27 protein-coding genes are annotated in these 26,190 nt (G+C 71.1%); 13 read left to right on the top strand and 14 right to left on the bottom strand.

The genetic code is table 11. The features are described 5' to 3' along the window. Positions 1 to 177 precede the first annotated feature (177 nt). Complete coding sequence (locus tag JSQ78_RS09605; RefSeq protein WP_249295607.1) at positions 178 to 762, top strand: DinB family protein; 585 nt, start codon at positions 178 to 180, stop codon at positions 760 to 762. 53 nt (positions 763 to 815) lie between these two features. Beyond that, positions 816 to 1,838, top strand: coding sequence for an LLM class flavin-dependent oxidoreductase (locus JSQ78_RS09600; RefSeq protein WP_211447233.1), 1,023 nt, complete (start codon positions 816 to 818; stop codon positions 1,836 to 1,838). 60 nt (positions 1,839 to 1,898) lie between these two features. Here JSQ78_RS09600 and JSQ78_RS09595 read toward each other — a convergent pair whose 3' ends face one another. Further along, positions 1,899 to 2,438 carry a type 1 glutamine amidotransferase domain-containing protein gene (locus JSQ78_RS09595; protein ID WP_211447232.1) on the bottom strand — a complete coding sequence of 180 codons (540 nt, stop codon included), beginning with the start codon at positions 2,436 to 2,438 and terminating at the stop codon, positions 1,899 to 1,901. A gap of 396 nt (positions 2,439 to 2,834) precedes the next feature. Between JSQ78_RS09595 and nrdH the strand changes: the two genes are divergently transcribed. Genes nrdH through nrdF form a run of 4 tightly spaced genes read left to right on the top strand, consistent with a single transcriptional unit; the run spans position 2,835 to position 6,780 of the window. Further along, on the top strand, positions 2,835 to 3,062 hold the full coding sequence (gene nrdH / locus JSQ78_RS09590; protein ID WP_021009527.1) for a glutaredoxin-like protein NrdH: 228 nt from the start codon (positions 2,835 to 2,837) through the stop codon (positions 3,060 to 3,062). Between the two features lie 25 nt (positions 3,063 to 3,087). Next, the gene (gene nrdI, locus JSQ78_RS09585) at positions 3,088 to 3,486 is read left to right on the top strand and encodes a class Ib ribonucleoside-diphosphate reductase assembly flavoprotein NrdI (protein WP_211447230.1); all 399 of its coding nucleotides are present in this window, start codon (positions 3,088 to 3,090) and stop codon (positions 3,484 to 3,486) included. Further along, positions 3,474 to 5,624: a class 1b ribonucleoside-diphosphate reductase subunit alpha gene (gene nrdE, locus JSQ78_RS09580; RefSeq protein ID WP_211447228.1), complete on the top strand. Its 2,151-nt coding sequence runs from the start codon at positions 3,474 to 3,476 to the stop codon at positions 5,622 to 5,624. Before nrdI ends, nrdE begins: the two co-directional genes overlap by 13 nt. A 40-nt stretch (positions 5,625 to 5,664) precedes the next feature. Further along, positions 5,665 to 6,780, top strand: coding sequence for a class 1b ribonucleoside-diphosphate reductase subunit beta (nrdF, locus tag JSQ78_RS09575; RefSeq protein ID WP_211447227.1), 1,116 nt, complete (start codon positions 5,665 to 5,667; stop codon positions 6,778 to 6,780). A gap of 83 nt (positions 6,781 to 6,863) precedes the next feature. On the opposite strand, the gene JSQ78_RS09570 is transcribed toward nrdF, so the two are convergent. Together JSQ78_RS09570 and glsA are read right to left on the bottom strand one after the other, a co-directional pair. Further along, a complete protein-coding gene (locus tag JSQ78_RS09570) occupies positions 6,864 to 8,072 on the bottom strand; it encodes a glutaminase (RefSeq protein WP_211447226.1) in 1,209 nt (402 codons plus the stop codon). A 62-nt stretch (positions 8,073 to 8,134) separates the two neighbouring features. After that, the gene (gene glsA, locus JSQ78_RS09565; RefSeq protein WP_211447225.1) at positions 8,135 to 9,346 is read right to left on the bottom strand and encodes a glutaminase A; all 1,212 of its coding nucleotides are present in this window, start codon (positions 9,344 to 9,346) and stop codon (positions 8,135 to 8,137) included. A 244-nt stretch (positions 9,347 to 9,590) separates the two neighbouring features. On the opposite strand from glsA, the gene JSQ78_RS09560 reads away from it, so the two are divergent. Beyond that, positions 9,591 to 10,652: a TerC family protein gene (locus tag JSQ78_RS09560; RefSeq protein WP_211447224.1), complete on the top strand. Its 1,062-nt coding sequence runs from the start codon at positions 9,591 to 9,593 to the stop codon at positions 10,650 to 10,652. 14 nt (positions 10,653 to 10,666) lie between these two features. Here the strand turns inward: JSQ78_RS09560 and JSQ78_RS09555 are convergent, their stop codons facing one another. Both JSQ78_RS09555 and JSQ78_RS09550 read right to left on the bottom strand, forming a co-directional pair. Next, positions 10,667 to 10,894, bottom strand: coding sequence for a helix-turn-helix domain-containing protein (locus JSQ78_RS09555; RefSeq protein ID WP_026372900.1), 228 nt, complete (start codon positions 10,892 to 10,894; stop codon positions 10,667 to 10,669). Next, entirely contained in the window at positions 10,894 to 11,373 is a 480-nt protein-coding gene (locus tag JSQ78_RS09550; protein ID WP_211447223.1) for a DUF2975 domain-containing protein, read from the bottom strand. Before JSQ78_RS09550 ends, JSQ78_RS09555 begins: the two co-directional genes overlap by 1 nt. Positions 11,374 to 11,570: 197 nt before the next feature. Here JSQ78_RS09550 and JSQ78_RS09545 point away from each other — a divergent pair, with 197 nt between their 5' ends. The 3 genes from JSQ78_RS09545 (at position 11,571) to JSQ78_RS09535 (ending at position 13,792) form a co-directional block, all read left to right on the top strand. After that, the gene (locus JSQ78_RS09545) at positions 11,571 to 12,341 is read left to right on the top strand and encodes a DUF2382 domain-containing protein (RefSeq protein WP_211447222.1); all 771 of its coding nucleotides are present in this window, start codon (positions 11,571 to 11,573) and stop codon (positions 12,339 to 12,341) included. Positions 12,342 to 12,455: 114 nt separating this feature from the next. Then, positions 12,456 to 13,580, top strand: coding sequence for a DUF998 domain-containing protein (locus JSQ78_RS09540; RefSeq protein ID WP_249295605.1), 1,125 nt, complete (start codon positions 12,456 to 12,458; stop codon positions 13,578 to 13,580). Next, a complete protein-coding gene (locus tag JSQ78_RS09535; RefSeq protein WP_211447221.1) occupies positions 13,577 to 13,792 on the top strand; it encodes a DUF5302 domain-containing protein in 216 nt (71 codons plus the stop codon). Before JSQ78_RS09540 ends, JSQ78_RS09535 begins: the two co-directional genes overlap by 4 nt. Before the next feature lie 25 nt (positions 13,793 to 13,817). Here JSQ78_RS09535 and JSQ78_RS09530 read toward each other — a convergent pair whose 3' ends face one another. The 9 genes from JSQ78_RS09530 to JSQ78_RS09490 all read right to left on the bottom strand — a co-directional run bounded on the left by JSQ78_RS09530 (position 13,818) and on the right by JSQ78_RS09490 (position 23,400). Next, complete coding sequence (locus tag JSQ78_RS09530; RefSeq protein WP_211447220.1) at positions 13,818 to 14,408, bottom strand: CueP family metal-binding protein; 591 nt, start codon at positions 14,406 to 14,408, stop codon at positions 13,818 to 13,820. A 1-nt stretch (position 14,409) separates the two neighbouring features. Next, entirely contained in the window at positions 14,410 to 14,757 is a 348-nt protein-coding gene (locus JSQ78_RS09525) for a DUF305 domain-containing protein (RefSeq protein ID WP_211447219.1), read from the bottom strand. 71 nt (positions 14,758 to 14,828) lie between these two features. Then, entirely contained in the window at positions 14,829 to 16,328 is a 1,500-nt protein-coding gene (locus JSQ78_RS09520; protein ID WP_211447218.1) for a PucR family transcriptional regulator, read from the bottom strand. After that, a complete protein-coding gene (locus JSQ78_RS09515; protein ID WP_211447217.1) occupies positions 16,325 to 17,359 on the bottom strand; it encodes a DUF917 domain-containing protein in 1,035 nt (344 codons plus the stop codon). The genes JSQ78_RS09520 and JSQ78_RS09515 overlap by 4 nt, the downstream gene beginning before the upstream one ends. A 23-nt stretch (positions 17,360 to 17,382) precedes the next feature. Continuing rightward, positions 17,383 to 18,492 (bottom strand): S-methyl thiohydantoin desulfurase family protein, encoded by a 1,110-nt coding sequence (locus JSQ78_RS09510; RefSeq protein ID WP_211447215.1) that lies wholly within the window; start codon positions 18,490 to 18,492, stop codon positions 17,383 to 17,385. Next, the gene (locus tag JSQ78_RS09505; RefSeq protein ID WP_211447213.1) at positions 18,489 to 19,568 is read right to left on the bottom strand and encodes an S-methyl thiohydantoin desulfurase family protein; all 1,080 of its coding nucleotides are present in this window, start codon (positions 19,566 to 19,568) and stop codon (positions 18,489 to 18,491) included. Before JSQ78_RS09505 ends, JSQ78_RS09510 begins: the two co-directional genes overlap by 4 nt. Beyond that, on the bottom strand, positions 19,565 to 21,112 hold the full coding sequence (locus tag JSQ78_RS09500; protein ID WP_211447212.1) for a hydantoinase/oxoprolinase N-terminal domain-containing protein: 1,548 nt from the start codon (positions 21,110 to 21,112) through the stop codon (positions 19,565 to 19,567). Before JSQ78_RS09500 ends, JSQ78_RS09505 begins: the two co-directional genes overlap by 4 nt. 50 nt (positions 21,113 to 21,162) lie before the next feature. Continuing rightward, complete coding sequence (locus JSQ78_RS09495; protein ID WP_211447211.1) at positions 21,163 to 22,518, bottom strand: purine-cytosine permease family protein; 1,356 nt, start codon at positions 22,516 to 22,518, stop codon at positions 21,163 to 21,165. Positions 22,519 to 22,668: 150 nt separating this feature from the next. Further along, a complete protein-coding gene (locus JSQ78_RS09490; protein ID WP_211447210.1) occupies positions 22,669 to 23,400 on the bottom strand; it encodes an MBL fold metallo-hydrolase in 732 nt (243 codons plus the stop codon). Between the two features lie 50 nt (positions 23,401 to 23,450). Here JSQ78_RS09490 and JSQ78_RS09485 point away from each other — a divergent pair, with 50 nt between their 5' ends. The 3 genes from JSQ78_RS09485 (at position 23,451) to JSQ78_RS14025 (ending at position 26,164) form a co-directional block, all read left to right on the top strand. Beyond that, positions 23,451 to 24,902 carry a DNA recombination protein RmuC gene (locus JSQ78_RS09485; RefSeq protein ID WP_211447209.1) on the top strand — a complete coding sequence of 484 codons (1,452 nt, stop codon included), beginning with the start codon at positions 23,451 to 23,453 and terminating at the stop codon, positions 24,900 to 24,902. Between the two features lie 4 nt (positions 24,903 to 24,906). Then, the gene (locus JSQ78_RS09480; protein ID WP_211447208.1) at positions 24,907 to 25,554 is read left to right on the top strand and encodes an NUDIX hydrolase; all 648 of its coding nucleotides are present in this window, start codon (positions 24,907 to 24,909) and stop codon (positions 25,552 to 25,554) included. A 61-nt stretch (positions 25,555 to 25,615) separates the two neighbouring features. Beyond that, the gene (locus tag JSQ78_RS14025) at positions 25,616 to 26,164 is read left to right on the top strand and encodes a MarR family transcriptional regulator (RefSeq protein WP_283245017.1); all 549 of its coding nucleotides are present in this window, start codon (positions 25,616 to 25,618) and stop codon (positions 26,162 to 26,164) included. The last annotated feature ends 26 nt before the right edge of the window (positions 26,165 to 26,190 follow it).

The raw sequence follows: 26,190 nt of genomic DNA, 5'->3' as shown, positions 1-26,190 counted from the left end.
CTAGGGGTGCGGTGAGGGGGTGCGGTGAGGGGATGCGCGGCACGAAGCGCGAGCGCAGGTTCAGTTATAGCGCCCATAACGTGCCATTGTCACCTCGAGCGTCATCCGACGTCACGAGCGCGACGTGCGCAGGGGCTGGCATGGTGTCTGCATGAGCGAAGACGCGAAGCGACCCTCGTGCGGTACCTCGACGCGCAGCGCGATGCGCTGCGCTGGAAGCTCGAGGGGCTCGGCGAGCGGGAGCTGCGGATGCCGATGACACCGACGGGCACCAACCTGCTCGGCCTCGCGAAGCACGTCGCGACCGTCGCGGCCGGCTACTTCGGGACGTGCGTCGGGCGGCCCTTCCCCGAGCCGCTGCCGTGGAACGCCGACGATGCCGAGCCGAACGCCGACATGTGGGCCGGCCCGGATGAGACCGCGGAGTCGGTCCTCGAGCTCTGGGATCGAGCGTGGGCCCACGCGAGCGCGACGTTCGAGGCGCTGCCGCTCGACGCCCCCGCGCACGTGCCGTGGTGGGGCGACCGGGCGGACACGACGCTGCACCGGCTCATCGTGCACATGATCGCCGAGGTCGCGCGGCACGCGGGGCACGCCGACATCCTCCGCGAGACGATCGACGGCGCCGCGGGGCTGCGACCCGGCGTCTCGAACCTGCCCGACGTCGACGAGCACTGGTGGGCCGACTACGTCGCGCGGCTGCGCGAGGCGGCGGAGGCGGCGGGCACCGAGCGGCCGGGGCAGGGCGGCTCCGGCCGGTAGCGCGACGGCCGCGGGCACGGAATGCGCCTGCCCGCGCTGCGGTTCTCCCGGGCATGCGCAAGCGGATCGGCTTCCTCTCGTTCGGGCACTACCGGAGCGTCGTCGGCTCGCGCGTGCCGAGCGCCGGCGACTCGCTCCGCATGCACGTCGAGCTGGCCGTCGCGGCCGAGGAGGCCGGCATGGACGGCGCCTGGGTGCGGGTGCACCACTTCGACGAGTCGCTCGCGACTCCGTATCCCCTACTCGCGGCGATGGCCGCCCGCACGTCGAGGCTCGAGCTCGGCACGGGCGTCGTCGACCTGCGCTACGAGCAGCCGCTCGCGATGACCGAGCTCGCGAGCGCCGCGGACCTGCTCTCGGGCGGCCGGCTGCAGCTCGGCATCTCGCGCGGCTCCCCCGAGCCGGCGATCGACGGGCAGGAGCGCTTCGGGCTCGGCCTCGAGCCCGGCGAGCGCTGGTCGGACGTCGCCCGTGAGCGCGCCGCGCACTTCCGCCGGGCGCTGCGCGGCGAGCCGCAGGCTCGCTCGGAGCGCGCGGCGCAGCTCGGCCAGGGCCCCGACCTGCCCGTCGAGCCGCGCTCGCCCGAGCTCGCCGACCGGCTGTGGTGGGGCGCTGGCAACCACGCCTCCGGGCTGTGGGCCGCAGAGCACGGCTACCACCTGCTCTCGTCGACGCTGCTGACGCAGGACGACGGCCGGCCCTTCCACGTGCAGCAGGCCGATCAGGTGCGCGACTACCTCGCGGGCTACGCCGAGGCGGGGCACGAGGTGCCACCGCGCACGGCGGTGACCCGCAGCGCCTTCCCCTTCTTCTCCGACGACGACCGCCGCTACTTCGGGCTCGCCGACGAGCAGCGCGACGGCATCGGGCGACTGGAGGGCGGTGCGGTGCGCGGCGGCCCGACCTATGCGGGCGAGCCGGAGCACGTCGCCCGCCGGCTGCTCGCCGACGAGGCGGTGCAAGCGGCCGACACGGTGCTCTTCGCGCTCCCGAGCCAGCTCGGCCTCGACTACAACGCCCACCTGCTCGGCTCGCTCGTCGCCGTGGCGCGAGAGCTCGGGTGGCAGGAGGGCTGACCCTCCCCCGATGGCAGGAGCCGACTGCCGCAGCGGGCAGCCGGCTCCTCACCGCTCGGATCAGCGGTCGTGCGTGCCCTCGGCGAACTCCTCGACGATCTTCGCGTTGAACGCGGGCAGGTCGTCGGGCGTGCGGCTCGAGACGAGGCCCTTGTCGGTGACGACCTCCTCGTCGACCCAGTCGGCGCCGGCGTTGCGCAGGTCGGTCTTGAGGCTCGGGTAGCTCGTGATCCGGCGGCCGTCGACGGCGCCCGCCTCGATGAGGATCCACGCGCCGTGGCAGATGACGCCGATGGGCTTGCCCGCGTCGGCGAAGCCCTTGACGAGCGCGACGGAGGCCTCGTCCATGCGCAGGTGGTCGGCGTTCACCACGCCGCCCGGGAGCACGAGGGCGTCGAAGTCGGATGCGCTCACCGACCCGGGTGACGCATCCACCGCCTGCTCGTGCCCGTTCTTGCCCTCGATCGAGCCCTCCTTCGGCGAGACGAGCGTCGGCTCGCCGCCGGCGCTCTGCACCGCCTCCCAGGGGCTCGTGAGCTCGGAGTCCTCGAAGCCGTCCGTGAGCACGAACGCGACCTTCTTGCCGGTGATGTCAGCCATGCTGCCTCCTTCTCCATCGGTATGCAGGCAACGCTACGGGGGGCGGCTGGGCGCCTCGTGAGCGCCGCCTGGGCATGTGGGTGGTCCGGCGTAGCGTGCTCCTCGAGCCCCCGGAGGTGACCGATGACGACCCCGAACGACACCGTTGTAAGTCTCGCTCGGCGTGTCGCCGAGATCTTCCGACCGACTCCCCACAGGTGTCAGCGACGACTGTCCACAGGCTTTTCCGCGTCGTTCCGCGGCGGGAATGACACCTGTGGAGTTCTTGTTGACTCAGGTGTGGAGAAACACACCATCTTGTGTCCTTGATCGCCGTCAGACCCCACATATAGTGGGAGCCCGGCCACGGCCGGACCACGAGACCCCAGCACCGGAACCATCCCGAGGAGAGCGGCCATGACCGTCACCGTCTATTCGAAGCCCGCCTGCGTGCAGTGCACGATGACCACCCGCGCGCTCGACGCCCAGGGCATCGAGTACGAGATCTTCGACGTGACCGCCGACGACAAGGCGCTGCAGACGGTCAAGGAGCTCGGCTACATGCAGGCTCCCGTCGTGATCGCCGACGAGCAGCACTGGTCGGGCTTCCAGCCCGACCGCATCAAGGCGATCATCGCGGCTTGAGCCGCGCCGCCGGCAGGAGGGGGCCGTGAACCAGGTCGTCTACTTCTCGAGCGTGTCGGGCAACACCGCCCGCTTCGTGGAGAAGCTCGGCCGACCGGCCGCGCGCATCCCCCTCTACGCCTCCGACCCGCCGCTCGAGCAGCGAGAGCCGTTCGTGCTCATCGTGCCGACCTACGGCGGCGGCGACGGCAAGGGCGCGGTGCCGAAGCAGGTGATCCGGTTCCTCAACGACGAGCAGAACCGCAAGCACCTGCGAGGCGTCATCAGCGCCGGCAACACCAACTTCGGTGCGGGCTACGGGCTTGCGGGCGACATCATCGCCCGCAAGTGCGACGTGCCGCACCTCTACCGCTTCGAACTCTTCGGAACCCCCGACGACGTGCGCGTCGTCAACGACGGATTGGATGGACTATGGCGACAGTGACGCCCGAGATGACGACGGGCAAGACGTCGGCGATGGACTACCACGCGCTCAACGCGATGCTCAACCTCTACGGACCGGACGGCAAGATCCAGTTCGAGAAGGACCGCGAGGCCGCGAACCAGTACTTCCTGCAGCACGTCAACCAGAACACCGTCTTCTTCCACTCGCTCAAGGAGAAGCTCGACTACCTCGTCGAGAACGACTACTACGAGAAGGACGTGCTCGACCAGTACTCCTTCGAGTTCATCAAGTCGCTCATGAAGCGGGCCTACGGCTACAAGTTCCGCTTCCCGACGTTCCTCGGCGCCTTCAAGTACTACACGTCGTACACGCTCAAGACGTTCGACGGGAAGCGCTACCTCGAGCGCTACGAGGACCGCGTCGTGAACGTCGCGCTCGCGCTCGCCTCGGGCGACGAGACGCTCGCGGAGCACATCGTCGACGAGGTCGTCAACGGCCGCTTCCAGCCGGCCACCCCGACCTTCCTCAACGCGGGCAAGAAGCAGCGCGGCGAGCTCGTGTCGTGCTTCCTGCTGCGCATCGAGGACAACATGGAGTCGATCGGCCGCTCGATCAACTCCGCCCTGCAGCTCTCGAAGCGCGGCGGCGGCGTGGCGTTCAACCTCACGAACATCCGCGAGTACGGCGCCCCGATCAAGCAGATCCAGAACCAGTCCTCGGGCGTCATCCCCGTGATGAAGCTCTTCGAAGACAGCTTCTCGTACGCGAACCAGCTCGGTGCGCGCCAGGGCGCGGGCGCGGTGTACCTCCAGGCGCACCACCCCGACATCATGCGCTTCCTCGACACGAAGCGCGAGAACGCCGACGAGAAGATCCGCATCAAGACGCTCTCGCTCGGCGTCGTGGTGCCCGACATCACGTTCGAGCTCGCGAAGAAGGGCGAGGACATGTACCTGTTCTCGCCGTACGACGTCGAGCGCGTCTACGGCGTGCCCTTCAGCGACATCTCGGTGACCGAGAAGTACCACGAGATGGTCGATGACGCCCGCATCACGAAGACGAAGATCAACGCGCGCGAGTTCTTCCAGACGCTCGCCGAGATCCAGTTCGAGTCGGGCTACCCGTACATCATGTTCGAGGACACGGTGAACCGGGCGAACCCGATCGACGGCCGCATCAACATGTCGAACCTCTGCAGCGAGATCCTGCAGGTCAACACCCCGTCGACCTACGACGACGACCTCGACTACGTCTCGGTCGGCAAGGACATCTCCTGCAACCTCGGCTCGATGAACATCGCGCTGTCGATGGACTCGCCCGACTTCGGCAAGACCGTCGAGACGGCCATCCGGGCGCTCACCGCGGTCTCCGACCAGTCGAACATCGGCTCCGTGCCGTCGATCGCGCGCGGCAACGACATGAGCCACGCGATCGGCCTCGGCCAGATGAACCTGCACGGCTACCTCGGCCGCGAGCGGATCTTCTACGGCTCGGAGGAGGGCATCGACTTCACGAACATCTACTTCTACACGGTGCTGTTCCACGCGCTGCGGGCCTCCAACCGCATCGCGCAGGAGAAGGGCCGCACCTTCGAGGGCTTCGAGCGCTCGAAGTACGCGACCGGCGAGTTCTTCGACAAGTACACCGAGCAGGAGTGGAAGCCGGCCACAGCCCGCGTGCAGGAGCTCTTCGACGCGTCGGAGATCCACATCCCCACGCAGGACGACTGGCGTGAGCTCAAGGCGCTCGTGCAGGAGCACGGCATCTACAACCAGAACCTGCAGGCGGTGCCGCCGACCGGCTCGATCTCGTACATCAACAACTCGACGTCGTCGATCCACCCGATCGCGGCGAAGATCGAGATCCGCAAGGAGGGCAAGCTCGGGCGCGTCTACTACCCGGCGCCGTTCATGACGAACGACAACCTCGAGTACTTCCAGGACGCCTACGAGATCGGTCCCGACAAGATCATCGACACCTACGCCGCGGCGACGCAGCACGTCGACCAGGGCCTCTCGCTCACGCTGTTCTTCAAGGACACGGCGACGACCCGCGACATCAACCGCGCGCAGATCTCCGCGTGGCGCAAGGGCATCAAGACGATCTACTACGTGCGACTCCGCCAGCTGGCGCTCGAGGGTACGGAAGTGGATGGCTGCGTCAGCTGCATGCTGTGATTTCCTCACTTTTAGCGCGACAACGATGAAGGAACAGGACATGGACACCCAAGAGACGCCGGCATCGGTCTTCGACGACGCCATCGATGCGCCGACCCTCGCGGAGGAGGCCGGCGCGGCGATCGAGGCCGACCACGCCGAGATCCAGGAGGCGCTCGACGGCCCCGCCCAGACCGAGGCCCAGAAGCGCCAGCACCGCCACAACCACCTGGTGCAGGCGATCAACTGGAACCGCATCGAGGACGACAAGGACCTCGAGGTCTGGAACCGCCTCGTGAACAACTTCTGGCTGCCCGAGAAGGTGCCGCTGTCGAACGACATCCAGTCGTGGGCGACCCTCACCGAGGACGAGAAGCTGCTCACGATGCGCGTCTTCACCGGCCTCACGCTGCTCGACACCATCCAGGGCACCGTCGGCGCCGTCTCGCTCATCCCGGATGCGGTGACGCCGCACGAGGAGGCGGTGCTCACGAACATCGCCTTCATGGAGAGCGTGCACGCGAAGTCGTACTCGTCGATCTTCTCGACGCTCGCGTCGACGAAGGAGATCGACGACGCCTTCCGCTGGTCGACGGAGAACCCGTACCTGCAGCGCAAGGCCGAGATCATCATCGGCTACTACGAGGGCGACGACCCGCTCAAGCGCAAGGTCGCCTCGACGCTGCTCGAGTCGTTCATGTTCTACTCGGGCTTCTACCTGCCGATGTACTGGTCGAGCCGCGCGAAGCTCACGAACACGGCCGACATGATCCGCCTCATCATCCGCGACGAGGCCGTGCACGGCTACTACATCGGCTACAAGTTCCAGAAGGGCTACGAGAAGCTCAGCCCTGAGAAGCAGGCCGAGATCAAGGACTACACGTACTCGCTGCTCTACGAGCTCTACGAGAACGAGTCGAAGTACTCGGCCGAGCTCTACGACCCCGTGGGCCTCACCGAGGACGTCAAGAAGTTCCTCCACTACAACGCCAACAAGGCGCTGATGAACCTGGGCTTCGAGCCGCTGTTCCCATCGACCGTCACCGACGTCAACCCGGCGATCCTGTCGTCGCTGTCGCCGAACGCCGATGAGAACCACGACTTCTTCTCGGGCTCCGGCTCCTCCTACGTCATCGGCAAGGCCGAGGCGACCGAGGACGAGGACTGGGACTTCTGACCCTGCGCTGACGCGAAGGGATGCGGCCGGTCACCGTACGGGGTGACCGGCCGCATCGCCGCGATCTGGGGTCACGGCGGCGGTCAGCCTTCCAGCACGCCGTCCGGATCCACGACGCTCACGGCGCGCCCGTCTGCGCCCATGCGTCGCATGCCCTCGCGCAGCATCCGTCTTCCGATGTCGTTCGCCGACGGCACTCGCGACAGCTCCAGCACCACCGGCGCGCCATCGTCGGGCAATCGCGCAAGTGCTCGCAGCGCGGCCTCGGCCGCCGCGAAGTGCATGACACCCTGCAGCTGCACCTCGTGGGAGCCGTGCCCTGCTTCCGGCTGGATGACGCCGTGCACCACGTGCGAGGCGACCTCGGGCGTCTCCATGAGATGCAGTCCCATCTCGGCCGAGAGCTGTTCGCACATCCGCACGCCTCGTACGCTGTTGCCCGAGCGGTCGAGCCTCGGCGAGAACGTGCCGATGCCGACCTGCCCCGGCAGTGCTCCGATGATGCCGCCCGAGACACCGCTCTTCGCCGGGATGCCGACCGTGCTCATCCAATCCCCCGCCGCGTCGTACATGCCGCAGGTCGCCATCACGCTCAGCACTTGCCTGCACACCCACCTGGGCACCACCCGCTCGCCCGTGAGCGGATTGCGGCCCCCGGCGGCAAGCGTCATGGCCATGACCGCGAGATCGCGCACATCGACGAGCACCGAGCACTGGCGGCTGTAGCCGTCGACCGCGAGCCGCGGCTCGTCCTGCAGCTTGCCCTGCGCGCGCACGAGGTAGGCGAGCGCCATGTTGCGGTCGGCGGTCGATCGCTCGGACTCGTAGACGACCTCGTCGACCTCGAGCGCCCGACCGGCGAAGGCCGAGAGTCCCTCGATCACACGCGCGGTGCTCTCATCCCCGCCCGCGTCCCGCGCGCCCGCGAGCGCGTGTGTCGTGATCGCGCCGATGTTGATCATCGGGTTGCGAGGGCGGCCGTTCGGTTCGAGCGAGATCTCGCTGAACGCATCCCCGGACGGCTCCACCCCGACGTGCTCGAGCACCTCGTCGAGACCGCGGTCGGCGAGCGCGAGCGCATACACGAAGGGCTTCGAGATCGACTGGATCGTGAAGCGATGCTCCGCGTCGCCGACCCCGTAGACCGTGCCGTCGAGCATGCAGAGCGCGGCGCCGAACGGGGCGGGATCTGCCTCGGCGAGCTGGGGGATGTAGTGCGCGAGCTCGCCCTCGTCGCTGTCCGCGCACGAGAGTCGCACCTGCTCGAGGAAGTCCGTCACAGGCGTGTGCATGCGACGAGGCTAGCCGTCCACCGGTCGCGCTCCGCTGCGCTCAGGAGCGGAGCAGCTGCTCGTCATGCGCCGAGCACCCCGTCGGGGTCGGTGACCCGCACCTCCCGGCCGTCGGCGCGCATCCGCTCGACCGCCTCGCTGAGCAGCCGCCGGCCGATCGCGCTCGCCGAGACGACGCGGGAGAGGTCGAGCACGAGCGGAGCGTCCTCCTCGGGCAGCGCCTCAAGCTCGCGCAGGGCCGCCTCGGCCGCGGCGAACTGCATCGTGCCCTGCAGCTGCACCTCGCGCAGGCCGTCGCCGTCGGTGTCGGGCTCGACGACGCCGTAGAGCACGTGCGTGGCGAGCTCGGGCGCGTGCATGAGGTGGAGGCCGAGCTCGGTCGACATGCGCGCGAAGGCTCGCGCGCCACGCACGCTCGTGCCGACGTCGTCGAGCCGCGGCGAGAACGCGCCGGCGCCGATCTGGCCGGGGAGCGTCCCGAGCACGCCGCCCGCGACGCCGCTCTTCGCCGGGATGCCGACCCGGCTCATCCAGTCCCCCGCGGCGTCGTACATGCCGCACGTCGCCATGACGCTCAGTGCTTGGGTGCACGCCCAGACGGGCACGACCTGCTCGCCGGTGATCGGATTCCTGCCGCCGTTCGCGAGCGTCATCGCCATCACCGCGAGGTCGCGCACGTCGACGAGCATAGAGCACTGGCGGATGTAGCCGTCGACGGCGTCGTGCGGCTCGCCGTCGAGCTTGCCCTGCGAGTGCGACAGGTAGGCGAGCGCGAGCGTGTGGCTCGCGACCGAGCGCTCCGACTCGAACACCGCCTCGTCGATCTCGAGCTCGCGGCCGGCGAAGGCCGAGAGCCCCACCCGGACGCGCTCGTCGCGCTCGGCCAGGCTCCACGCGGGGTCGCCGACGAGGGAGTGCGTCGTGACGGCGCCGACGTTGATCATGGGGTTGCGCGGCCGGCCGCTGGGCTCGAGCGAGATCTCATGGAAGGCGTCGCCCGAGGGCTCGACGCCGACGTGCTCGAGCACCTTCTCGAGCCCGCGGTCGGCGAGCGCGAGCGCGTAGACCAGCGGCTTCGAGATCGACTGGATCGTGAAGCGGTGCTCGGCGTCGCCCGTCGCGTAGACGGTGCCGTCGGCCGTGCAGAGCGCGATCGCGAAGCGGTCGGGGTCCGCCTCCGCGAGCTCGGGGATCTCGTCGTGCAGCTCCCCGCCGTCGTCGTCGGCGCACTCGCGCAGCATCTCGTCGAGCAGCTCCGGGATGGGATTGCGCATGCTCGAGGCTAGCGATGCTCGGCTGAGGGCCATCCGTGCGGCGAACCGCGGCATCCGCTGTGGCCTGGCAAGGAGAGCGCCTCGATCGGTTCCCGCCGCAGCGTCTGCGCATGTCCGAGACTTGCGGAGAGGAGTAGTCCCCCGGCCACGCGTCGTCACTTCGTGCTCGCCATCGGGCTCCGGCGCTCGGAGGCCTTCGGGCCTCGGACGAGACCTCCAGTTGCACCGTCAACTGGAGGACACGATGGATGTACCTTTCTATGCCTGGCTCGCCGTGCTCGCGGCGATCGTCGTCATGCTCGCGATCGATCTCTTCGCACATCGGCGGGCACACGTCATCAGCGTGCGCGAGGCGCTCGCCTGGTCGATCGTCTGGGCGCTCTCGGGCATCAGCTTCGGGATCGTCGTCTGGAACCTGTGGGGCGCCGAGCTCGGCCAGCAGTACTTCGCCGGCTACCTGATCGAGAAGTCGCTCGCGGTCGACAACGTCTTCGTCTGGGCGATCATCTTCGCCGCGTTCTCGGTGCCGCGAGAGCTCCAGCACCGAGTGCTGTTCCTCGGTGTGCTCGGCGCGCTCGTCTTCCGCGGCATCTTCATCGCGGTCGGGGCTACTCTCATCGAGAGCTTCGCCTGGATCCTCTACGTCTTCGCCGCATTCCTCATCGTCACGGGCATCCAGATGCTGCGCACTCGCAACGAGCACGTGCACCCCGAGCGCTCGCGAGTGCTCAGGCTCTTCCGGCGCGTCGTGCCGATGACGGATGCGTACCACGGGCAGCGCTTCCTCGCGCGGAAGGCGGGAGTCGTGGTGGCGACGCCGCTGCTCGCGGTGCTCGTGCTGGTCGAGATGACGGACATCGTCTTCGCGGTCGACTCGATCCCGGCGATCTTCGCGGTCACCTCCGAGCCGTTCCTCGTCTTCACCGCGAACGCGTTCGCGATCCTCGGGCTGCGAGCGATGTACTTCCTGCTCGCCGATCTCATCCACCGCTTCGTCTACCTCAAGGTCGGACTCTCGCTCGTGCTGATCTGGGTGGGCGGGAAGATGGCGCTGCTCGACGTGCTGCACATCCCCACGCTCGTCTCCCTCACCGTCGTCGCGCTCATCATCGGCATCTCGATCGCGGTGTCGCTCGCGGCGACGCGAGGGCAGGAGCGCCGCGCCGTCGAGACAGCGCCCACCGGCTCCTTCTGCGTGGCGACAGCGGCTGAGCTCGCCGAGCTCGAGCCGCTGCTGAGCCGCCGTCGCGCGCGCGAGCGGGTTGCCGTGCGACGGCAGCCGCCCGGTTCGACCGAGCGATCGTGAGCCGCCCGCGCGGCTCAGGTCGACGCATCCGCCCCGTCGTCGTCGACCCACTCGAGCAGGTCGCCCGGCTGGCAGCCGAGCACGCGGCACATCGCGTCGAGCGTCGAGAACCGCACCGCCTTCGCACGGCCGTTCTTCAGCACCGCGACGTTCGCGGGGCTCAGCCCGACGCGCTCGGCGAACTCGCCCACGCTCAGCTTGCGCTTGGCGAGCTCGACGTCGATCCGCACGACGATCGGCATCAGATCACCTCGTCGAGCTCGGCGCGGTAGCCGCTCGCCTGCTGCAGCAGGCCGCGCATGACGAGCATGAGCAGCAGCGGCAGGAGCGAGAGCACGACCGGCCCGAAGAGCGCCATCGGGATGCCCGGGTCGCGGAGCTCGGGGGTGAAGAAGACCACGGCCGCGACCGTGAGCGCGCCGGCGGCGAAGAGCGCCCAGCCGATCGCGAGCGCCCACACGATCGCGTCGACCCAGCGGCGCGCCTCGGGGCTGAAGATGCGGTCGCGCTGCACGAGCGTGAGCAGCCGCCAGATGCAGACGATCACCGCGAGCACCGCGATGATCACGAGCGAGAGCACGGCCTGCGCGCCCACGCGGAACCACGGCGCCTCGTCGGCCAGTTCGCCGGGCAGCGACAGCAGCATGATCACGAGCAGCCAGGCGGCGGCGGCCGCGAGCGCCACGCGGAGGAGGAGGACGATCCATCGGGAGCGGAGCATGCGTCGAGCATGACAGCGCATCTCTCGATAATCAATCGGATTCGATTCGAAACAACGAGCGCGGTGGCCCCGCGCGCTTAGCAGGCACATTCCGGTGGGGTACATCGCGGACGCACAGCCGCCGGTGACCGCACCTCCAGGCGCGACCCCCATGGTGGAAGCAGACCACAGACCCCGAACAGGAATGAGGCACGACCATGAGCAACGGCAATCTCTCCATCGACCAGGTGCAGGGCGGCACCGTCTACGACTCGACGGGCGACAAGGTCGGCACCGTGTCGAGCGTCTACCTCGACGACGCGACGGGCCAGCCTGCGTTCGCGACGGTGAGCACCGGCTGGTTCGGCACGCGCGAGAGCTTCGTGCCGCTCCGCGACGCGACCGTCCGAGACGGCGAGATCCACGTGCCGCACACGAAGGACAAGATCAAGGACGCTCCCAACATCGACGCAGACGCGCACGTGAGCGAGGCGGAGGAGGCAGAGCTCTTCCGCTACTACGACTACCAGGGCGGCACCGGCACCACGGGCACCGACTCCGTGGGCACGGGCTCGGCGGGCACCGGCTCGATGGGCACGGGCACCGACGCGGTCGACAGCGACCACGAGTCGATCGTCCGTCGCGAGGAGGAGCTGCACGTCGGCACCGAGCGCGTCGAGTCCGGCCGCCTGCGCATCCGCAAGCACGTCGTGACCGACCACGAGACGGTCACCGTCCCGGTCGAGCGCGAAGAGGTCGAGATCGTCCGCGAGCCGCTCGACGGCACGAGCACCGGCACCCGCGGCGACCTCGGCGACGACGAGATCGAGGTCACGCTCACCGAGGAGCGGCCGGTCGTCGACAAGCGGGTCGTCGACGCGGAGCGCATCGGCGTCGACCGCCGCACGGTCGTCGACAGCGAGACCGTGCAGGCCGACGTCGCGCGCGAGGAGGTCGACATCGACCGCGAGGGCGACACGCGACGCTGACGCACCTCTCCGAACGGCCCGCCGGCAGCTCGCCAGGCGGGCCGTTCGTCGTTCGCGGCGCAGTGAGGACGCGCGCTCGGCTCCGGGTGGGCGCGGCATGGTTCGATCGGATGCGTGGAGGCCGTCACGAGCGTCGAGCTGCGTCGCGAGGCGCGCGCGATCGCCGCGGCATGGGGCTCGTTCGCCGCCGGCGCGCTCTTCGCGCTCGTGGCCCTGTGGGGCGAGCCGAAGCCCATCGCGGGCGAGGGCTCCGTCGCCCTGCCCGCCGCGGGCATCGTCGCGCTCGTCACTGCAGGAGCCTTCGCGCTCAGCACCCTCCTGCACCGCCGCGACGAGGCGGGCCCGATGCCGCCGTGGCAGCGCGCGGTCTCGCGCGTCTCGACGGTCGCGCTCGCCGTCGGCCTCGCGGCCGTCGCCTACCTCGGCACGCTCACGGGCGCCGAGATCCTCGCCCGCGGGCTCCAGGGTCTCGAGGCGCCTGCGATCGGCGGCGCGCTCCTCACGGGGATCGCGAGCGCCGCGGGCGGCTGGCTTGCCTTCCGGGCGGGGGTCGAGCTCACGACGCGCGACCTCGCGACGCTGCTGTTCGGCTTCCTCACGATCGGCACGGTCTTCGCGATGCTCACCGCCGCCGACCCCCGCTGGTGGGAGCGGCACTTCTCCGACCTCGGTGCCGGCAGCGGTGCCGGCTCCTGGGCCTTCAACGGCACGGTCGTCGTCGCTGGACTGCTCGTGGCGACGATCGGCTCGTACCTCGGCCGCGACCTGCACCGCTGGCTCGGCGATCCGGCCCTGCGCGGCATCGCGCTCGTCGTGGCGCTGTTCGCGCTCACCGGGATCGCGCTCGCGGGCGTCGGTCTCTTCCCCGTCCCCGTAGCGCCGCTGCTGCACAACATCGCCGCGTTCGGCACCCTCGGCCTCTTCGTCGCCTCGGCGATCGCTGCCATGCTCGTCATGCCCCGGCCGCCGCGAGCGCTCGTGCTCACGACCGTCGGGGCGGCCGCCGCGATCGTCGTCGCCCTCCTGCTGTGGCGCCCGCTCGCCGTCTACTCCGCCGCCGGCCTCGAGGCGGTCGCGGTCGGCATCGCGTTCGCGTGGCTCACGACGCTCGTGCGTACGATCGGCGCCCTCGCCCCCGACGCATCCCGCCCCTCGCGCGTGCCGAGCCTGCTGCGCGGAGGCCCGACCGGGCGGCCGGACTCGACATCGTCACCGGCAGGCGGCAAGGTGGGGTCATGAGCGAGAACGAACCGGCAGAGGCAGAGACGCCGCAGGACACCCCCGAGGGCGTCGAGAGCGCCGAGGAGGCGCAGCGCCGCAAGTTCCGCGAGGCGCTCGACAAGAAGAAGCTCGGCCACCACGGCCAGGGCATGGCGCCGCAGGGCGGGGTGCAGGGCGCCCACTCGGGCCCCGCGGTGCAGAAGCGCGTCCACCGCCGCAAGAGCGGCTGAGCGCCGACGCGCAGAGCGGCGCGCCTCAGCGCAGCGCGAGCCTCGTGATGCAGGTCGGCGCGTCCGCGGACGTCGAGAGCGTCGCGACACCCGTCATGCCCGCGTGCTCGATCTCGATCGAGCCGCGGACGTCGCGGGGCAACCAGTAGCCCACGAAGCCGTTGTCGAACGTCTCGGTGCTCTCGTCCACGATCACCGCGCCGGATGCGTCCGTGATCGTCACGCGCACCGGCTCGCGCGAGAGCTCACCCTGGCACGTCGTGAGGCTGTGGAAGTGACACTCGTGGGTCTGCTCGACGTAGGGCGCGATCGAGACGTAGGCGAGGTCGTCGGGCAGCGGCAGCGACGTCTCACCACGCTCGTCCTCCAGCACGAGCGCATCCGGCCGCACCGACGCGATGAGGCTCGTCGAGCGCTCCGAGACCGCCACGCGGTCGAGCACGTCGATGACCTCGACCGCGGTGAGACCGGCCAAGCCATGGTCGGCCAGGACGTCGTCGGTCGCCGAGCTCGCCGGCGCGCCCTGCGGAGCGGGCACCGCTGCGCAACCGGCGAGCACGGCGATGCCGACGGCGGCCAGCGCGGTGAGCGCGGGGAGCGATCGTCGCGAGCGCACGTCAGAGCCGGTCCAGCGGCGCGCGCATGGCGTCGATCTCCGCCCGCTGGTCGCGCACGATGGCCTCCGCGAGGCGGACGAGCTCGGCGCCCTCGGCGCACTCGAGCGCCTCGAGGTCCGCGGGCGACATCATCCCCTCGCCCGTGCCGCCATGCGAACCGCGACCGACGTCCGCGCTCCCGCGATCCTGACCCCATGCGTCGAGCATCGCGTCGAGCTGCTCGATCTCGGGAGCCTGCGCCGCCCGGATCCCCTCAGCCACCTCGACGACCCGCGGGTCGTCGCCCTCGATCCCGAGCGCGGCGACGGCCGCAGCCGGCGCGGCGATGCGAGTGAGTCCTCCCAGCACGGCGTCCCCTTTCGACTGTCGCCAGTATACCCCCACGGGGTATCGCGACCGGCCTCCGCCACGCAGCCGAGTCAGCGCGCCGGCGCCGCGCGCACCGCGAGCTGCAGGGCAAGGCGCACCTCCGGGTCGGCGAGATCCATCCCGAGCTCCTGCCCGACGCGCGCGATCCGCTGGGCGACGGTGTTGCGGTGGATGCCGAGGGCGCTCGCGGTCGCCGCGAGCGACGACTCGTGGTCGAGATAGGCGGCGAGCGTGCGGCGGTCGTCGACGCGCAGCGGCTCGAGCAGTCCTCGCGCCGCCGGGAGGAAGGCGTCGCTGCCCGTCCACGCCAGGAGCAGCTGGTCGATCCCGAGCCGATCGACGTGCAGGAACCAGTCGGCGGCGGAGCGGTCGGCCGCAAGTCGCGCGGCGTCCATCGCCTCGTGGATGGTCTGCGCGAAGCCGGCGACGCCGCGCTGCAGCGTGCCGACGCCCGTCGCGACCGGCAGCTGCAGCAGCCACGCGCCGTGCCGCTCGCGCAGCGCGGCGATGGCGGCGCTGAGCTCAGCGCGCGAAGGCGCGCTCGAGAAGCTCAGCCACCCGACGGCCCCAGCACCGCGGATCGTCGAGTGCGCGCGCACCCGCAGCGCCGCGAGGCTCGGGCGGAGGAGGCGCAGCACCTCGAGCGGCTCGACACGACCACGTCCCTGCACGGCGAAGCCGACGTGCCAGCCCTCGGTCGTCCACCCGCGCTCGGCGACGCGGCGGTCGAGCTCGGGGTCGTGGCTCGCAGACGGATCCAGGAGCTCGCTCAGGAGCGACGACGAGCGCGAGGCGTCGTCGCGCTCCTCGACCTCGTCGATGAGGATGCGGGCCGCGACTGCGGGCATCGCGATCTCGGCGGCAGAGGCGAGCGCCGCGAGCTGCCGCAGGCTCAGCGCGCGACCGTGGAAGGCCAGGCGCAGCCGGTCGGAGCCCTTGCTGTCGACACGGACCGATGCCACGGTGCCCGCGGGATGCTCGAGCCGATCGACCCAGCGGTCGAAGTCGATGTGCGCCAGGACGCTCGGATCGAGCTCCGGACCCGCTTGCTGCACGATGCCGTGCGGAGCGACGAGCGCGACGCCGTGGCCGATGCCCGCGGCGAGGTGCCGGAGCTGGTCGGGCAAGTCGCGCGCTGCGTACTGGATCGTCTGGGCCACGCGTCGCACGAGCGAGAGCGCCAGGGCGTCGGCGCTCGTCGTGAGCTCCCAGCACGTCCTCGCGAGCGAGGTGGGCCGCGCTGCGCGGACGAGCGTGAGCCCGACGCGAGCGGCGAGGCTGGCGGTGCCGGCCGAGACGGCGGTGCCGCCCGGCAGCGCGAGACCGGTGATGCCGAGGTCGCGCACGCGCCGCACGAGCGCGTCGAGCTGCCACGCGCGCGTCGCGCTCGCCGTCACGATGATCGCGAAGGTCGTCGCGGATGCTCGCTCGAGCGTCGACTCGTCCGGCTCCACCTCGACGCGGTCCCAGGCGTCGGCCGCACGGACGAGGACCTCGATGCCGCCGTGACCGGGCTGCTCGAGGAGCGCGTCGAGGTGCAGGGCACTCATGCCGCGACCTCGTCGAGCCCGTCGAGGCCGTAGTGCGAGGGCAGCACCCGCTCGAGCCGTTCCGGCCGAGTCGACCACCAGGCGGGCGCTTCGAGGCCGAGCACCGCGACGCTGCGGCCCGCGGCGATCTCCTCGACCTGCAGGATCGCGCCGGACTGCGGATCGACGACGTCGACGATGTCTGGCGAGCGCGCGACCACGGCGCCGTCGACGAGGCACGCCACGACCTCTGAACGGGCGACGAGCCGCACCGCGGCGCCGTCGTCGGCCGCGATGTCGATGACGCGCACGCGGACGTCCGCCGGGTCTGGCCCGACGTGCGCGACTCGCCCGAGAGCGAGGGCACGAGCGCCGATCGCGGCGACGCGCGCAGCGATCGCGTCGTGCGATCCCCACGCCTCGCCGAGCGCCCGGGCGCGAGCGAGCGTGCCATGGATCGCGTGCTCCTCGAGGTCCCCGACGGTGAATCCGCCGATGACGATCCCGGCCCATCCGCCTGCCGCTTGGAATGCGGCGCGCAGCACGTGCTCGACGTCGGCGGGGCGCGCGTCGGTCAGGAGCAGCGAGCCGCGCCGCCAGGCCGAGATCGCGATCGCGATGCCGGGGAGGTCGTCGACGAGGATCGAGAACTGGTCGAGGTCAGGGAGCGCCCGCCCCATGAGGTCGGCGTCGACGAGCGCGAGGTCGCCCGCGACCTGCAGCGGCGCGAGCGCATTCATGCCGCCCGCCTCCGTGACGCACACCGCCGCCGCTCGGGTGCCCGTCCACCGGTCGATCGTCTCGATCGCATCGGCGAACAGGTCGCTGCCGGGCAGCCGCTCGCCGAAGACCATGGTCGAGCCCCCGACGCCGACGGCGACGCACGGCGTCGAGGGGTCGAGGTCGTGCACGTCGTGCACCGAGAGCGGCCAGCTCACCGCGCTGCCGGCGCTGAGCGCCATCAGCCGCGGGGTGCCGCCGCCCCCGCCGCCCAGGAGCGATGCGCCGATGCCGAGCGCCGCGAGGTCGTCGCGCTCCAGCGTCCACCCCATGCGTCCAGCCTACGGCGCAGCAGTCACGCCCTCGCGGTGGCGGGCTGCACCTCCACGGGCACGAACGGCTCGTCGAGCCCGAAGGCCGCGGGACCGAACGCGGCGAGCGCCCCCGGCGTGCGCATCATGTCGGGCGTCGAGATGCCGATCACGCGCACGCGCTGGCCGTAGCGGAGTCCCTCCGTCGTGATGGGCTCGGCGCTGTCCGCATCCAGCACGCAGATGAGGTCGGGCACGATCGCGACCGTCTCACCGCCGCGCTTGGCGATGAGGTTCTCGTTCTGGAACTGCACCTCGAGTGCCTCGCCACCGCCGTCGATCGGGTCGATGCGCGCGCGGCCCTTCGCGAAGCCGTCGGTCGTTCGACGTTCGACATCGGCGACCTTGCCGTGGAAGAGCTCCCGGACATGGCTGTAGAGCGTGGTCGCGAGGCACGCGGCGATCGCATCGAACGGCGAGCGGTGCTCCTCGCGCGCCTCGCGGATCGCGCGCCCGAGGGCGAGTGCCATCGAGAGCGTGCGCGGAATCGCGGTGCGGCGCACATCGGCCCCCGACATCGCGTATTCGGCGATGTGGCCGACCCCGCCGAGGCGGATCGTGATCGCGCGCGCGAGCCACTCCATCTGCTGATCGTCGTCGCCGGTGTCGATGATGACCCGCTCGCCTCGCTCGCCCGCGAGGGCGAGAGGGGACCCGTGCACACCGTAGACGGCGAACGTCTCCATCGACAGCTCCGGGAAGGCCCGCCCCATGCCGTCGGCGTCGACGACCGGCAGACCGGTCTCGGCGGCCACGACGAGCGGGATCATCGAGTTGATCCCGCCGCACTCGATCGGCATCGTCGCATCCGCCGTCCTGCCGAGGTGCTCCTCCAGGATGCGCAGCGCGAGGGTCGGCTCGGTGCCGGCCGGGATCTTCTCCACCATGACGGTCGGCGCGCCCATCTGCGCCGTCGGGATGACGAAGCAGTCGTCGGCGAGGTCCTCGGGATCCAGCACCGTGATCGCGCGGTCGCCGAGCACCTGCTCGACGAGCCGGCGGCCGATGTACGGGTCACCCCCGCCGCCCGTGCCGAGCAGGGTCGCGCCTCGGGCGAGGTCGCCGAGATCGGTCGCGCGGAGCTCGAAGCTCATGCGGCCACCTCCTGGATCGAGCCGTCGAACCGAGTCGGCGGGCAGTCGTAGCCGAAGTACGCGGGACCGGCGAGCGCGATGCCGCCCTCGGAGTGCCAGCGCTCGTCGGCCGGCGCGGCCACGACGCGCACGCGCTGGCCGTAGCGCAGCCCCTCGGTCGTGATCGGGGACCCGGAGTCGTGCTCGAGCACGACGATGAGGTCTGGCGTCGTGACGAGCACCTCGTCATCGAGCGTGGCGACGAGGTGCTCGTTCTGGAAGGAGAGCGTGAGCGCGCCCGCGTCGCCCGTGATGCGCGCGCTGCCGCGCGCGAAGCCGGTCGTGGTGGCGCGCGCGACGTCGACGACCTTGCCCGCGAAGAGCTCGCGGCCGCCGAGCCGGTCGACGACGGCCGCGACCGGGTCGACGTTCGCGCTGCGGGCGCGCTCGATCGCGTCGCCGAGCTCGACGCACAGCGAGAGCGAGCCCGCCACGAGCGACTCGCGCGCTTGGGCCCCACTCATCGCGAAGCCCGAGATCATCACCGAGCAGCCCATCTCGACCGCCGCGACGCGTGCGATGCGCTCGGTCCACAGGTTGTCGACCGTCGAGAGCACGCCCGTGTTGCCCTTGTCGTCGGCGATCCCGAGCGGCGAGGCGGTGATGCCGTAGAGGGTCGGCAGCACCATCTGCAGCTCGGGGAACGCGCGGCCCATGCCGTCGCCGTCGAGCAGCGGGAGGCCGAGCATCGCCGCGGCGGCGACGGGGATGGTCGAGTTGACACCGCCGACCTCGGCGCAGGCGATGTGCGTCGGCCGTCGGTCGAGCTGCGCCGCGAGCGCCTCGATCGCAGCGACGACCTCGTCGACGTTCGGCAGCTTCTCGACCATGACGGTCGGGGCGCCCATCATCGCCGCGTTCACGACGACGGCGTCGTCGGGCAGCGACGCGAGCGGCACGACCTCGACGCTGCCGTCGCCGATCGCCTGCCGCGCGAGCAGGGCGCCGACGTAGGGGTCGCCTCCACCGCCCGTGCCGAGGACCGCGGCACCGAGCGCGAGTCCCGGGATGGAGTCGGCGGTGATGTGCCAGCTCATCGGCCCATGTCCAGGTCGCCGACCGCCTTGGCGCGCACGCGGGTGGCGTTGCCGGGGAGGTAGGGCAGCGGCACCTCGTCGAAGTCGACGATCTGCACGCTCTGCGGCGTCGCGCCCGCGGCGATCGCCTTGTCGACGGCCTCCTGCCGCACGTCGTCGAGGATCGCATCGCGCCGACCGGGGTCGACGGCGACCACCTTGTCGATCTCACCGCCCACCTGCGCGATCGACGCGCCGATCGCGTTCGCGACCGCGTAGTTGTCGGGGCGCTGCACCGCTCCGAAGATCGGCAGCACGTCCGGTAGCAGGATCGAGCCGCCGCCGACGGCGACCACGGGGATCGGCTCGGACGACGTGCGCATCCGGTCGACCGCCTCGGCGACGCGCTCCGCGATGCGGTCGATGACCGCGAGCGCGAAGGAGCGCTCGATGTGGCGCACGCGGTCGACATCACCGATCTCGACGCGGCCCGCGGCGACGGCGATGTCGGTCGCCGTGAGCGTGGATCCGCCGAACACGAGCGCCTCACTCGTCAGGCGGTACCCGACGGAGGTGGGGCCGACCTCGCGGGACTCCTCGTGCACGTGGCTCCCGCCGCCGATGCCGAGCGACAGCACGTCCGGCATCCGGAAGTTCGTGCGCACGCCGGCGACGGTGACCTCGGTCGACGTCTCGCGCGGGAAGCCCTTGACGAGCAGGCCGATGTCGGCGGTCGTGCCGCCCACGTCGATGACCGCGCAATCGGTGAGGCCGCTCGTCGCCGCGGCGCCTCGCATCGAGTTGGTCGGACCCGAGGCGAACGTCGCGACGGGATAGCGGCGCACGAACTCCTCGTCCATGAGCGTGCCGTCGTTCTGACTCAGGAAGATCGGCGCGGCGATGCCCTGCGCTCGCACGGCTGCGCTGAGCCCGTCGACGATCTCGACTGCGAGCTCGCGGAGCGCCGCGTTGATGACGGTCGCGTTCTCGCGCTCGAGCAGACCGATGCGACCGATCTCGTGGCTGAGCGAGATCGCGGCGTCGTCGCCGAGCTCCTCGCGCACGACCTCGGCGGCCGCGAGCTCGAGGTCGTGGTTGACCGGGCTGAACACGCTCGAGATCGCCACCGAGCGGATGCCGTTGGCGGCCATGTCGGCGGCGTGGCGGCGCAGCTCGTCGGGGTCGAGCGGCGAGATCGGGCGGCCGTCGAACTCGTAGCCGCCGTGCGCGAGGTAGGTGCGCGCCTGGATCGCCTCGCGCAGCTCGCCCGGCCAGTCGACGAGCGGCGGAAGAGCGCGCGTCGCCGGAAGGCCGAGACGCAGCGCCGCAGTCGGAGCGAGGCCGCGAGCCTGCACGAGCGCGTTGATGAAGTGGGTCGTGCCGATCATGACGGCCGTGATCTCGACCCCCTCGAACGGCCGGTCGGCGCGCAGCGACTCGATCGCCGCGACGATGCCGCTCGTCACGTCGGCGCTCGTCGAGCGCTTGACGCTCGCGAGCACGCGCGATCCCTCCATGAGCACGGCGTCGGTGTTCGTGCCGCCGACGTCGATTCCGATGTGCATCGCGAGTGTCTCCTCTGGTTCCGGTCCGGTGTGCTTGCTCGTTCGGCGCGTCAGCGCTCGGTGGCACCGACGACGGGGCTCGCGGCGCCGCCGATGGTGATGTCGTTGTCGGTTGCGACCTCGCCGATCCCTCGCACGAGGCCGAGCTTCCCCGCCACGACGTAGAGCACGAAGGAGAGCACGAGTGCGGTGATCGACGGGATGCCCCACGTCACGAAGTAGCCGACGAGGCTCGACAGGAGCCAGACGACGAGCGTCGCGGGGACGATGCGCGGAGCGGTCGCCGGCAGTGTGCCTGCCTCGCGCGTGGCGTCGAGCGCGGGGCGGAAGCGCCGCACGACGAAGTACTCGGCGAGCAGGATCCCGGCGATGGGCGGGAACGCCGCGGCGAGCACGGTGAGGAAGGGGATGAAGCCCTGCAGGATGCCGAAGGCGGCGAGCAGCGTGCCGACGACTCCGATCACGATGGTCGTCGCGAGGTGCGGCAGCCTGCGGTTGAAGGCCGTCGAGACGAAGTTCACGAGGCCGAGCACCGACGAGTACAGGTTCCAGTCGTTGATCTTGAGCGTGCCCGTGACGATGATGAGCAGGCCGACCCAGCCGACCGCCGACGTCACGATCGCCACGATGTTGCCGCTCTGCGCGGCATGGGCGAGGAGCACGCCGGCCATGCCGATCACGAACTCGCCGAGGGTGATGCCGACGAGCGTGACCTTGACGACGTCGCCCGAGGTGCGGTTGAAGCGAGTCATGTCGCTCGTGATGATCGCGCCCACGATGAAGCCGCCAGCGACGACGCCCGCGCCCGCGAAGACCGACATCGGCTCGCCTGCCGGAGCGCTGTTCATCAGGTCGACGATCGAGTGCTGGCTCAGCTCGCTCACGATCGACCAGCCGACGAGCACGAGGAAGAGCGGCACCGTGATGTTCGCGAGCAGCTGCATCCCCTTGAAGCCGAACGCGACCACACCCGTGACCGCGAGGCCGAAGATGATCGACCAGGCGGGGATCGGCATGACGTCGGGCATGAGCGAGTCGAGCGACTCGGCCGAGATGGCGCCCTGGATCCCGAACCAGCCGATGAGGCTCATCGCGATCGCGAGGCCGACGAGCGACGAGCCGATCTCGCCGAACCCCGTCCAGCGCGTGAGGAGCGACGTCTGCATGCCTTCGCGCTGCCCGACGATCCCGACGAGGATGATGACGACCTCGAGGATGACGGAGCCGAGCAGGAACGCGAGCGCCGCATCCCAGAACCCCAGCGCGTAGCCGAGCGTGGCACCCAGCAGGAACTGCGAGAGGGCCGAGACCTGGCCGAATCGCTGCACCGCGATGCCGAACCAGTGCTTGCGCGCGGCCTTCGGCACGCGCTGCAGCGAGTAGTCGTCGTGAGCAGTGGCTTCCATCGCGGCGCCCTCCTGGTCGAAGCGGTCGATGGCGCAACGGTATGGGGCTCCATGGAGCGCCACCATGTGCGATCAGTCGAGACTTCGACTCGGAGTGTGCGGACTGCACAGCGCATCGAGGAGTCCGCCGCGAGGAGCGGGCGTGCTGGCTCAGCCGACCTCGGCGAGGTAGCTCAGCTGGGCCGCGGTCGACGCCTCGGCGGCGAAGCGCACGTCGTGGTCGAGGTCGGCGTAGACGCGGTCGACGACGTCGCCGACCGTCGCATCGGCCGCGCTCGAGCCGAGATCGCGCAGCGCGTGCCGCACCTGCTCGAGCCGCTCGAGCCGGTGCGCGCGGTACTGCCGCGCGATGGCGGCGACCGACGGCAGCGGGTCGCCGTGGCCCGGCAGCACCTCGAGGTCGCCGAGCGCCTCGAGCTTGTCGAGGCTCGCGAGGTAGGGGGCGATCGCGCCGTCCGGGTGCATGATCACGGTCGTGCCGCGGCCGAGGATCGTGTCGCCCGTGAGCACCGCGCGGCCCGGCACGACGATGCAGATCGAGTCGTGCGTGTGCCCCGGGGTCGCGAGGATCTGCAGCTCGGCGTCGCCGACCGGGATCCACTCGCCGTCGACGAGCGGTGCGCCGCCGTGGCACTCGTCGGGATCGAGGCCGCGCAGCACCGCACCGGTCGAGCGGGCGAGCTCGCGCGCCGCCTCCGTGTGGTCGGTGTGCTTGTGGGTGACGAGGATGAGCCGAGGCGCGAGGTCGACGAGCCGCTCGACGTGCTCCACGACGGCGGGACCGGGGTCGACGACGACCTCGCCGCCGAGCACGTAGGTGTTGGTGCCGTCGAGGGTCATCGGTCCGGGGTTCGGTGCGACGATGCGCTGGATCTCCACCATGCGACCGAGGGTAGCCCCGCGGTGTCAGCGGCATCTGGTGACATGGGGGCATGGAACCGCTCCTGGTCGTCGCCGCCGTCGTCGGCATGCTGCTCGCCGGCGCGCTCGGCGCGCTGCTCGGCTCGCGCGCCGGTCGTGCCGGCGCCGCCGCCGAGGCCGCGGCGAGCCTGGGCGAGCTCAACACCGCCCGCAGCCGCCTCGAGGTCATCGAGGACGAGCGCGCGCGCGAGCGCGCAGTGACCGAGCGGCGGCATGCCGCGCAGCTCGAGGAGGTGCGCGCCGAGGCGGCGCAGCGCCTCGCCGAGGAGCGCGAGCGCGGCCGCGAGGCCCTCGCCGAGCTGCAGCAGGACGCCCAGCGCCGCGCCGACGAGTTCGCCAAGCTCTCGAGCGCGGCGCTCGAGCGCAACTCCGCCGTCTTCCTCGAGCAGGCCGAGGAGCGCTTGCGCCGCTCCCAGAGCGAGGGCGCCGCCGAGCTCGCGAAGCGCGAGCAGGCGGTGCAGCAGCTCGTCGAGCCGCTCTCGAAGTCGCTCGAGTCGGTGCGCTCCGAGGTCACCGCCGCCGAGAAGGCGCGCGCCGAGGCGAACGCCGCGCTCGCCGAGCAGCTGCAGCTCATGCGCTCGAGCTCCGAGCGGCTGACCACCGAGACGCGGCAGCTCGTCACGGCGCTGCGGGCGCCGCAAGTGCGGGGGCGCTGGGGTGAGCTGCAGCTGCGGCGCGTCGTCGAGGCCGCCGGCATGCTGCAGCACGTCGACTTCACCGAGCAGGCGCACCACGCCACCGACGACGGCGCGCTGCGGCCCGACATGCTCGTGCACCTGCCGGGCGACAAGCAGGTGATCGTCGACGCGAAGGTCGCCTTCGCCGGCTACCTCGAGGCGATGGAGGCGACCGACGACGCGACGCGCGACAAGCGGCTCGACGCGCACGCGCGCCACCTGCGCGAGCACATCGACCAGCTCGGCTCGAAGGCCTACTGGGAGGCGGTGCCCGGCAGCCCCGAGTTCGTCGTCATGTTCATCCCCGCGGAGCCGTTCCTCAACGCGGCGCTCGAGCGCGACCCGACCCTGTTCGAGCGCGCCTTCGAGCGCAACGTCGTGCTCGCGACGCCCGCGACGCTCGTCGCGCTGCTGCGCACGGTCGGCTACACGTGGCGCCAGGAGCAGCTCGCCGGCGAGGCGCTGCAGGTGCTCGAGGTGGGCCGCGAGCTGCACAAGCGGCTCGGCACGATGGGCACCCACCTGACGAAGCTCGGCAGCAGCCTCAACCGCACGGTCGAGGCGTACAACGCCTTCAACGCATCCCTCGACCGCAACGTCGTGACGCAGGCGCGGCGGTTCTCGAGCCTGCAGGGCCTCGAGCCCTCCCTCGAGCGGCACCCGCCGCTCGAGGTGCTCGCGGTCGCGGCGCAGAAGCCCGACGTGCACGCCGACGAGGCGATCCGCGACATGGTGCGCGAGGCGGTCCGAGATGCCGAGGAAGCGGGGCCCTCGGCGGTAGCGTGAGCACGTGACCGAGATCCCCGTCGCCGCGACCCTCGTGCTGGTGCGCGATGGCCACGCTGGCGCCATCGAGGTGCTGCTCCTGCAGCGGCCCGACCGCGGCTCGTTCCCGGGCGGCTGGGTGTTCCCCGGCGGCCGGGTGGAGCCCGTCGACGAGGCGGCCGACGAGGAGACCACGGCGCGGAACGCCGCAGTGCGCGAGACCGCCGAGGAGAGCGCGCTCGTCGTCGACCCGGCCGCGCTCGTGCCGCTGTCGCAGTGGATCCCGCCCGAGCAGCTCGCGACGAAGTTCCACACCTGGTTCTTCGTCGCCCGCGCGCCCGAGGGCGAGCTGCGCCTGCAGCACGCCGAGGCGATCGACGCGACGTGGATCCGACCGGCGGATGCGCTCAAGCGGCACGGGAAGGGCGACCTGCGGCTCTTCCCGCCCACGTGGGTGACGCTCGACACGCTGCTGCCCCACCCCACCGTCGACGCGGCGCTCACGGCGATCGGCGGCCGGGCACCGCAGCGCTACGCGACGAAGCAGGACCCCGCCCGCGCGCTCGCGATCTGGGAGGGCGACGAGGCATACGACGGCGGCGCCGACTCCGAGGAGGGGCCGCGGCACCGGCTGCACGTCGGGTCGCTGCCGTGGCGGTTCGAGCGGCGCTGATCGCGCTCTGCCGCCGGTGCTGAGCCTGGCGAACTATGAGCCGAAGTCGTAGGATCGGCTCATGGGTGAGGCGGTGCGCGACGACGATCGCGACCTTGTCGATCCGCGCCGCCTCGACGCATCCGCCCGCCTCGTGCACGCGCAGGGGCTCAACGACGCGGACGTCGACGAGATCACCGACCTGTTCCACGCGCTGCGCCGCTGGCATCGCACGTCCGCGGCGCACAGCGAGGCCAGCCGCCGCTACATGCGGCTCGGCGAGAACGACATGCGCGCGATCCGCTACGTGATGTCTGCGGGCCGCGACGGCGCGATCGTCACGTCGACGATGATCGCCGAGCACCTCGGCATCACGGGGCCGTCGGTGACGAAGCTGCTCGACCGGCTCGAGCACGCCGGCCACATCCGTCGCGAACGGCACCCGCGCGACCGCCGCTCGCTCTCGATCGTCGTCACCGACGAGACGCGCGCAGGCGAGGGCGTCCGTCGGCGCCGATCACGCGCGGCGCTACGCCGTCGCCGCCGCCCTCTCGCCGGAGGAGCGCCGGGCCGCGACGAAGTTCCTCAGCCTGCTCGCGGACCTGCCCGTCGTCGAGCACCATGTCGCTGACCCGGATGGGTCGACCCGGCCGGCCC

The sequence above is a fragment of the Agrococcus sp. Marseille-Q4369 genome (genome assembly GCF_018308945.1).
GTDB lineage: Bacteria > Actinomycetota > Actinomycetes > Actinomycetales > Microbacteriaceae > Agrococcus.
The sequence above is the reverse complement of the archived record's forward strand: the minus strand, read 5'-3'. Positions and strand labels throughout refer to the sequence as shown.

Bases quoted from the DNA above. Each gene is read 5' to 3' on its own strand.
- nrdE (WP_211447228.1), top strand. From the start codon at position 3,474: ATGGCGACAGTGACGCCCGAGATGACGACGGGCAAGACGTCGGCGATG.
- nrdF (WP_211447227.1), top strand. From the start codon at position 5,665: ATGGACACCCAAGAGACGCCGGCATCGGTCTTCGACGACGCCATCGAT.
- nrdH (WP_021009527.1), top strand. From the start codon at position 2,835: ATGACCGTCACCGTCTATTCGAAGCCCGCCTGCGTGCAGTGCACGATG.
- JSQ78_RS09500 (WP_211447212.1), bottom strand. From the start codon at position 21,112: ATGCACATCGGAATCGACGTCGGCGGCACGAACACCGACGCCGTGCTC.
- JSQ78_RS09600 (WP_211447233.1), top strand. From the start codon at position 816: ATGCGCAAGCGGATCGGCTTCCTCTCGTTCGGGCACTACCGGAGCGTC.
- JSQ78_RS09570 (WP_211447226.1), bottom strand. From the start codon at position 8,072: ATGCACACGCCTGTGACGGACTTCCTCGAGCAGGTGCGACTCTCGTGC.
- JSQ78_RS09555 (WP_026372900.1), bottom strand. From the start codon at position 10,894: ATGCCGATCGTCGTGCGGATCGACGTCGAGCTCGCCAAGCGCAAGCTG.
- JSQ78_RS09595 (WP_211447232.1), bottom strand. From the start codon at position 2,438: ATGGCTGACATCACCGGCAAGAAGGTCGCGTTCGTGCTCACGGACGGC.
- JSQ78_RS09510 (WP_211447215.1), bottom strand. From the start codon at position 18,492: ATGAGCTTCGAGCTCCGCGCGACCGATCTCGGCGACCTCGCCCGAGGC.
- JSQ78_RS09515 (WP_211447217.1), bottom strand. From the start codon at position 17,359: ATGGGGTGGACGCTGGAGCGCGACGACCTCGCGGCGCTCGGCATCGGC.
- JSQ78_RS09560 (WP_211447224.1), top strand. From the start codon at position 9,591: ATGGATGTACCTTTCTATGCCTGGCTCGCCGTGCTCGCGGCGATCGTC.
- JSQ78_RS09520 (WP_211447218.1), bottom strand. From the start codon at position 16,328: ATGAGTGCCCTGCACCTCGACGCGCTCCTCGAGCAGCCCGGTCACGGC.
- JSQ78_RS09550 (WP_211447223.1), bottom strand. From the start codon at position 11,373: ATGCTCCGCTCCCGATGGATCGTCCTCCTCCTCCGCGTGGCGCTCGCG.
- JSQ78_RS09490 (WP_211447210.1), bottom strand. From the start codon at position 23,400: ATGGTGGAGATCCAGCGCATCGTCGCACCGAACCCCGGACCGATGACC.
- JSQ78_RS09505 (WP_211447213.1), bottom strand. From the start codon at position 19,568: ATGAGCTGGCACATCACCGCCGACTCCATCCCGGGACTCGCGCTCGGT.
- glsA (WP_211447225.1), bottom strand. From the start codon at position 9,346: ATGCGCAATCCCATCCCGGAGCTGCTCGACGAGATGCTGCGCGAGTGC.
- JSQ78_RS09545 (WP_211447222.1), top strand. From the start codon at position 11,571: ATGAGCAACGGCAATCTCTCCATCGACCAGGTGCAGGGCGGCACCGTC.
- JSQ78_RS09495 (WP_211447211.1), bottom strand. From the start codon at position 22,518: ATGGAAGCCACTGCTCACGACGACTACTCGCTGCAGCGCGTGCCGAAG.
- JSQ78_RS09485 (WP_211447209.1), top strand. From the start codon at position 23,451: ATGGAACCGCTCCTGGTCGTCGCCGCCGTCGTCGGCATGCTGCTCGCC.
- JSQ78_RS14025 (WP_283245017.1), top strand. From the start codon at position 25,616: ATGGGTGAGGCGGTGCGCGACGACGATCGCGACCTTGTCGATCCGCGC.
- JSQ78_RS09535 (WP_211447221.1), top strand. From the start codon at position 13,577: ATGAGCGAGAACGAACCGGCAGAGGCAGAGACGCCGCAGGACACCCCC.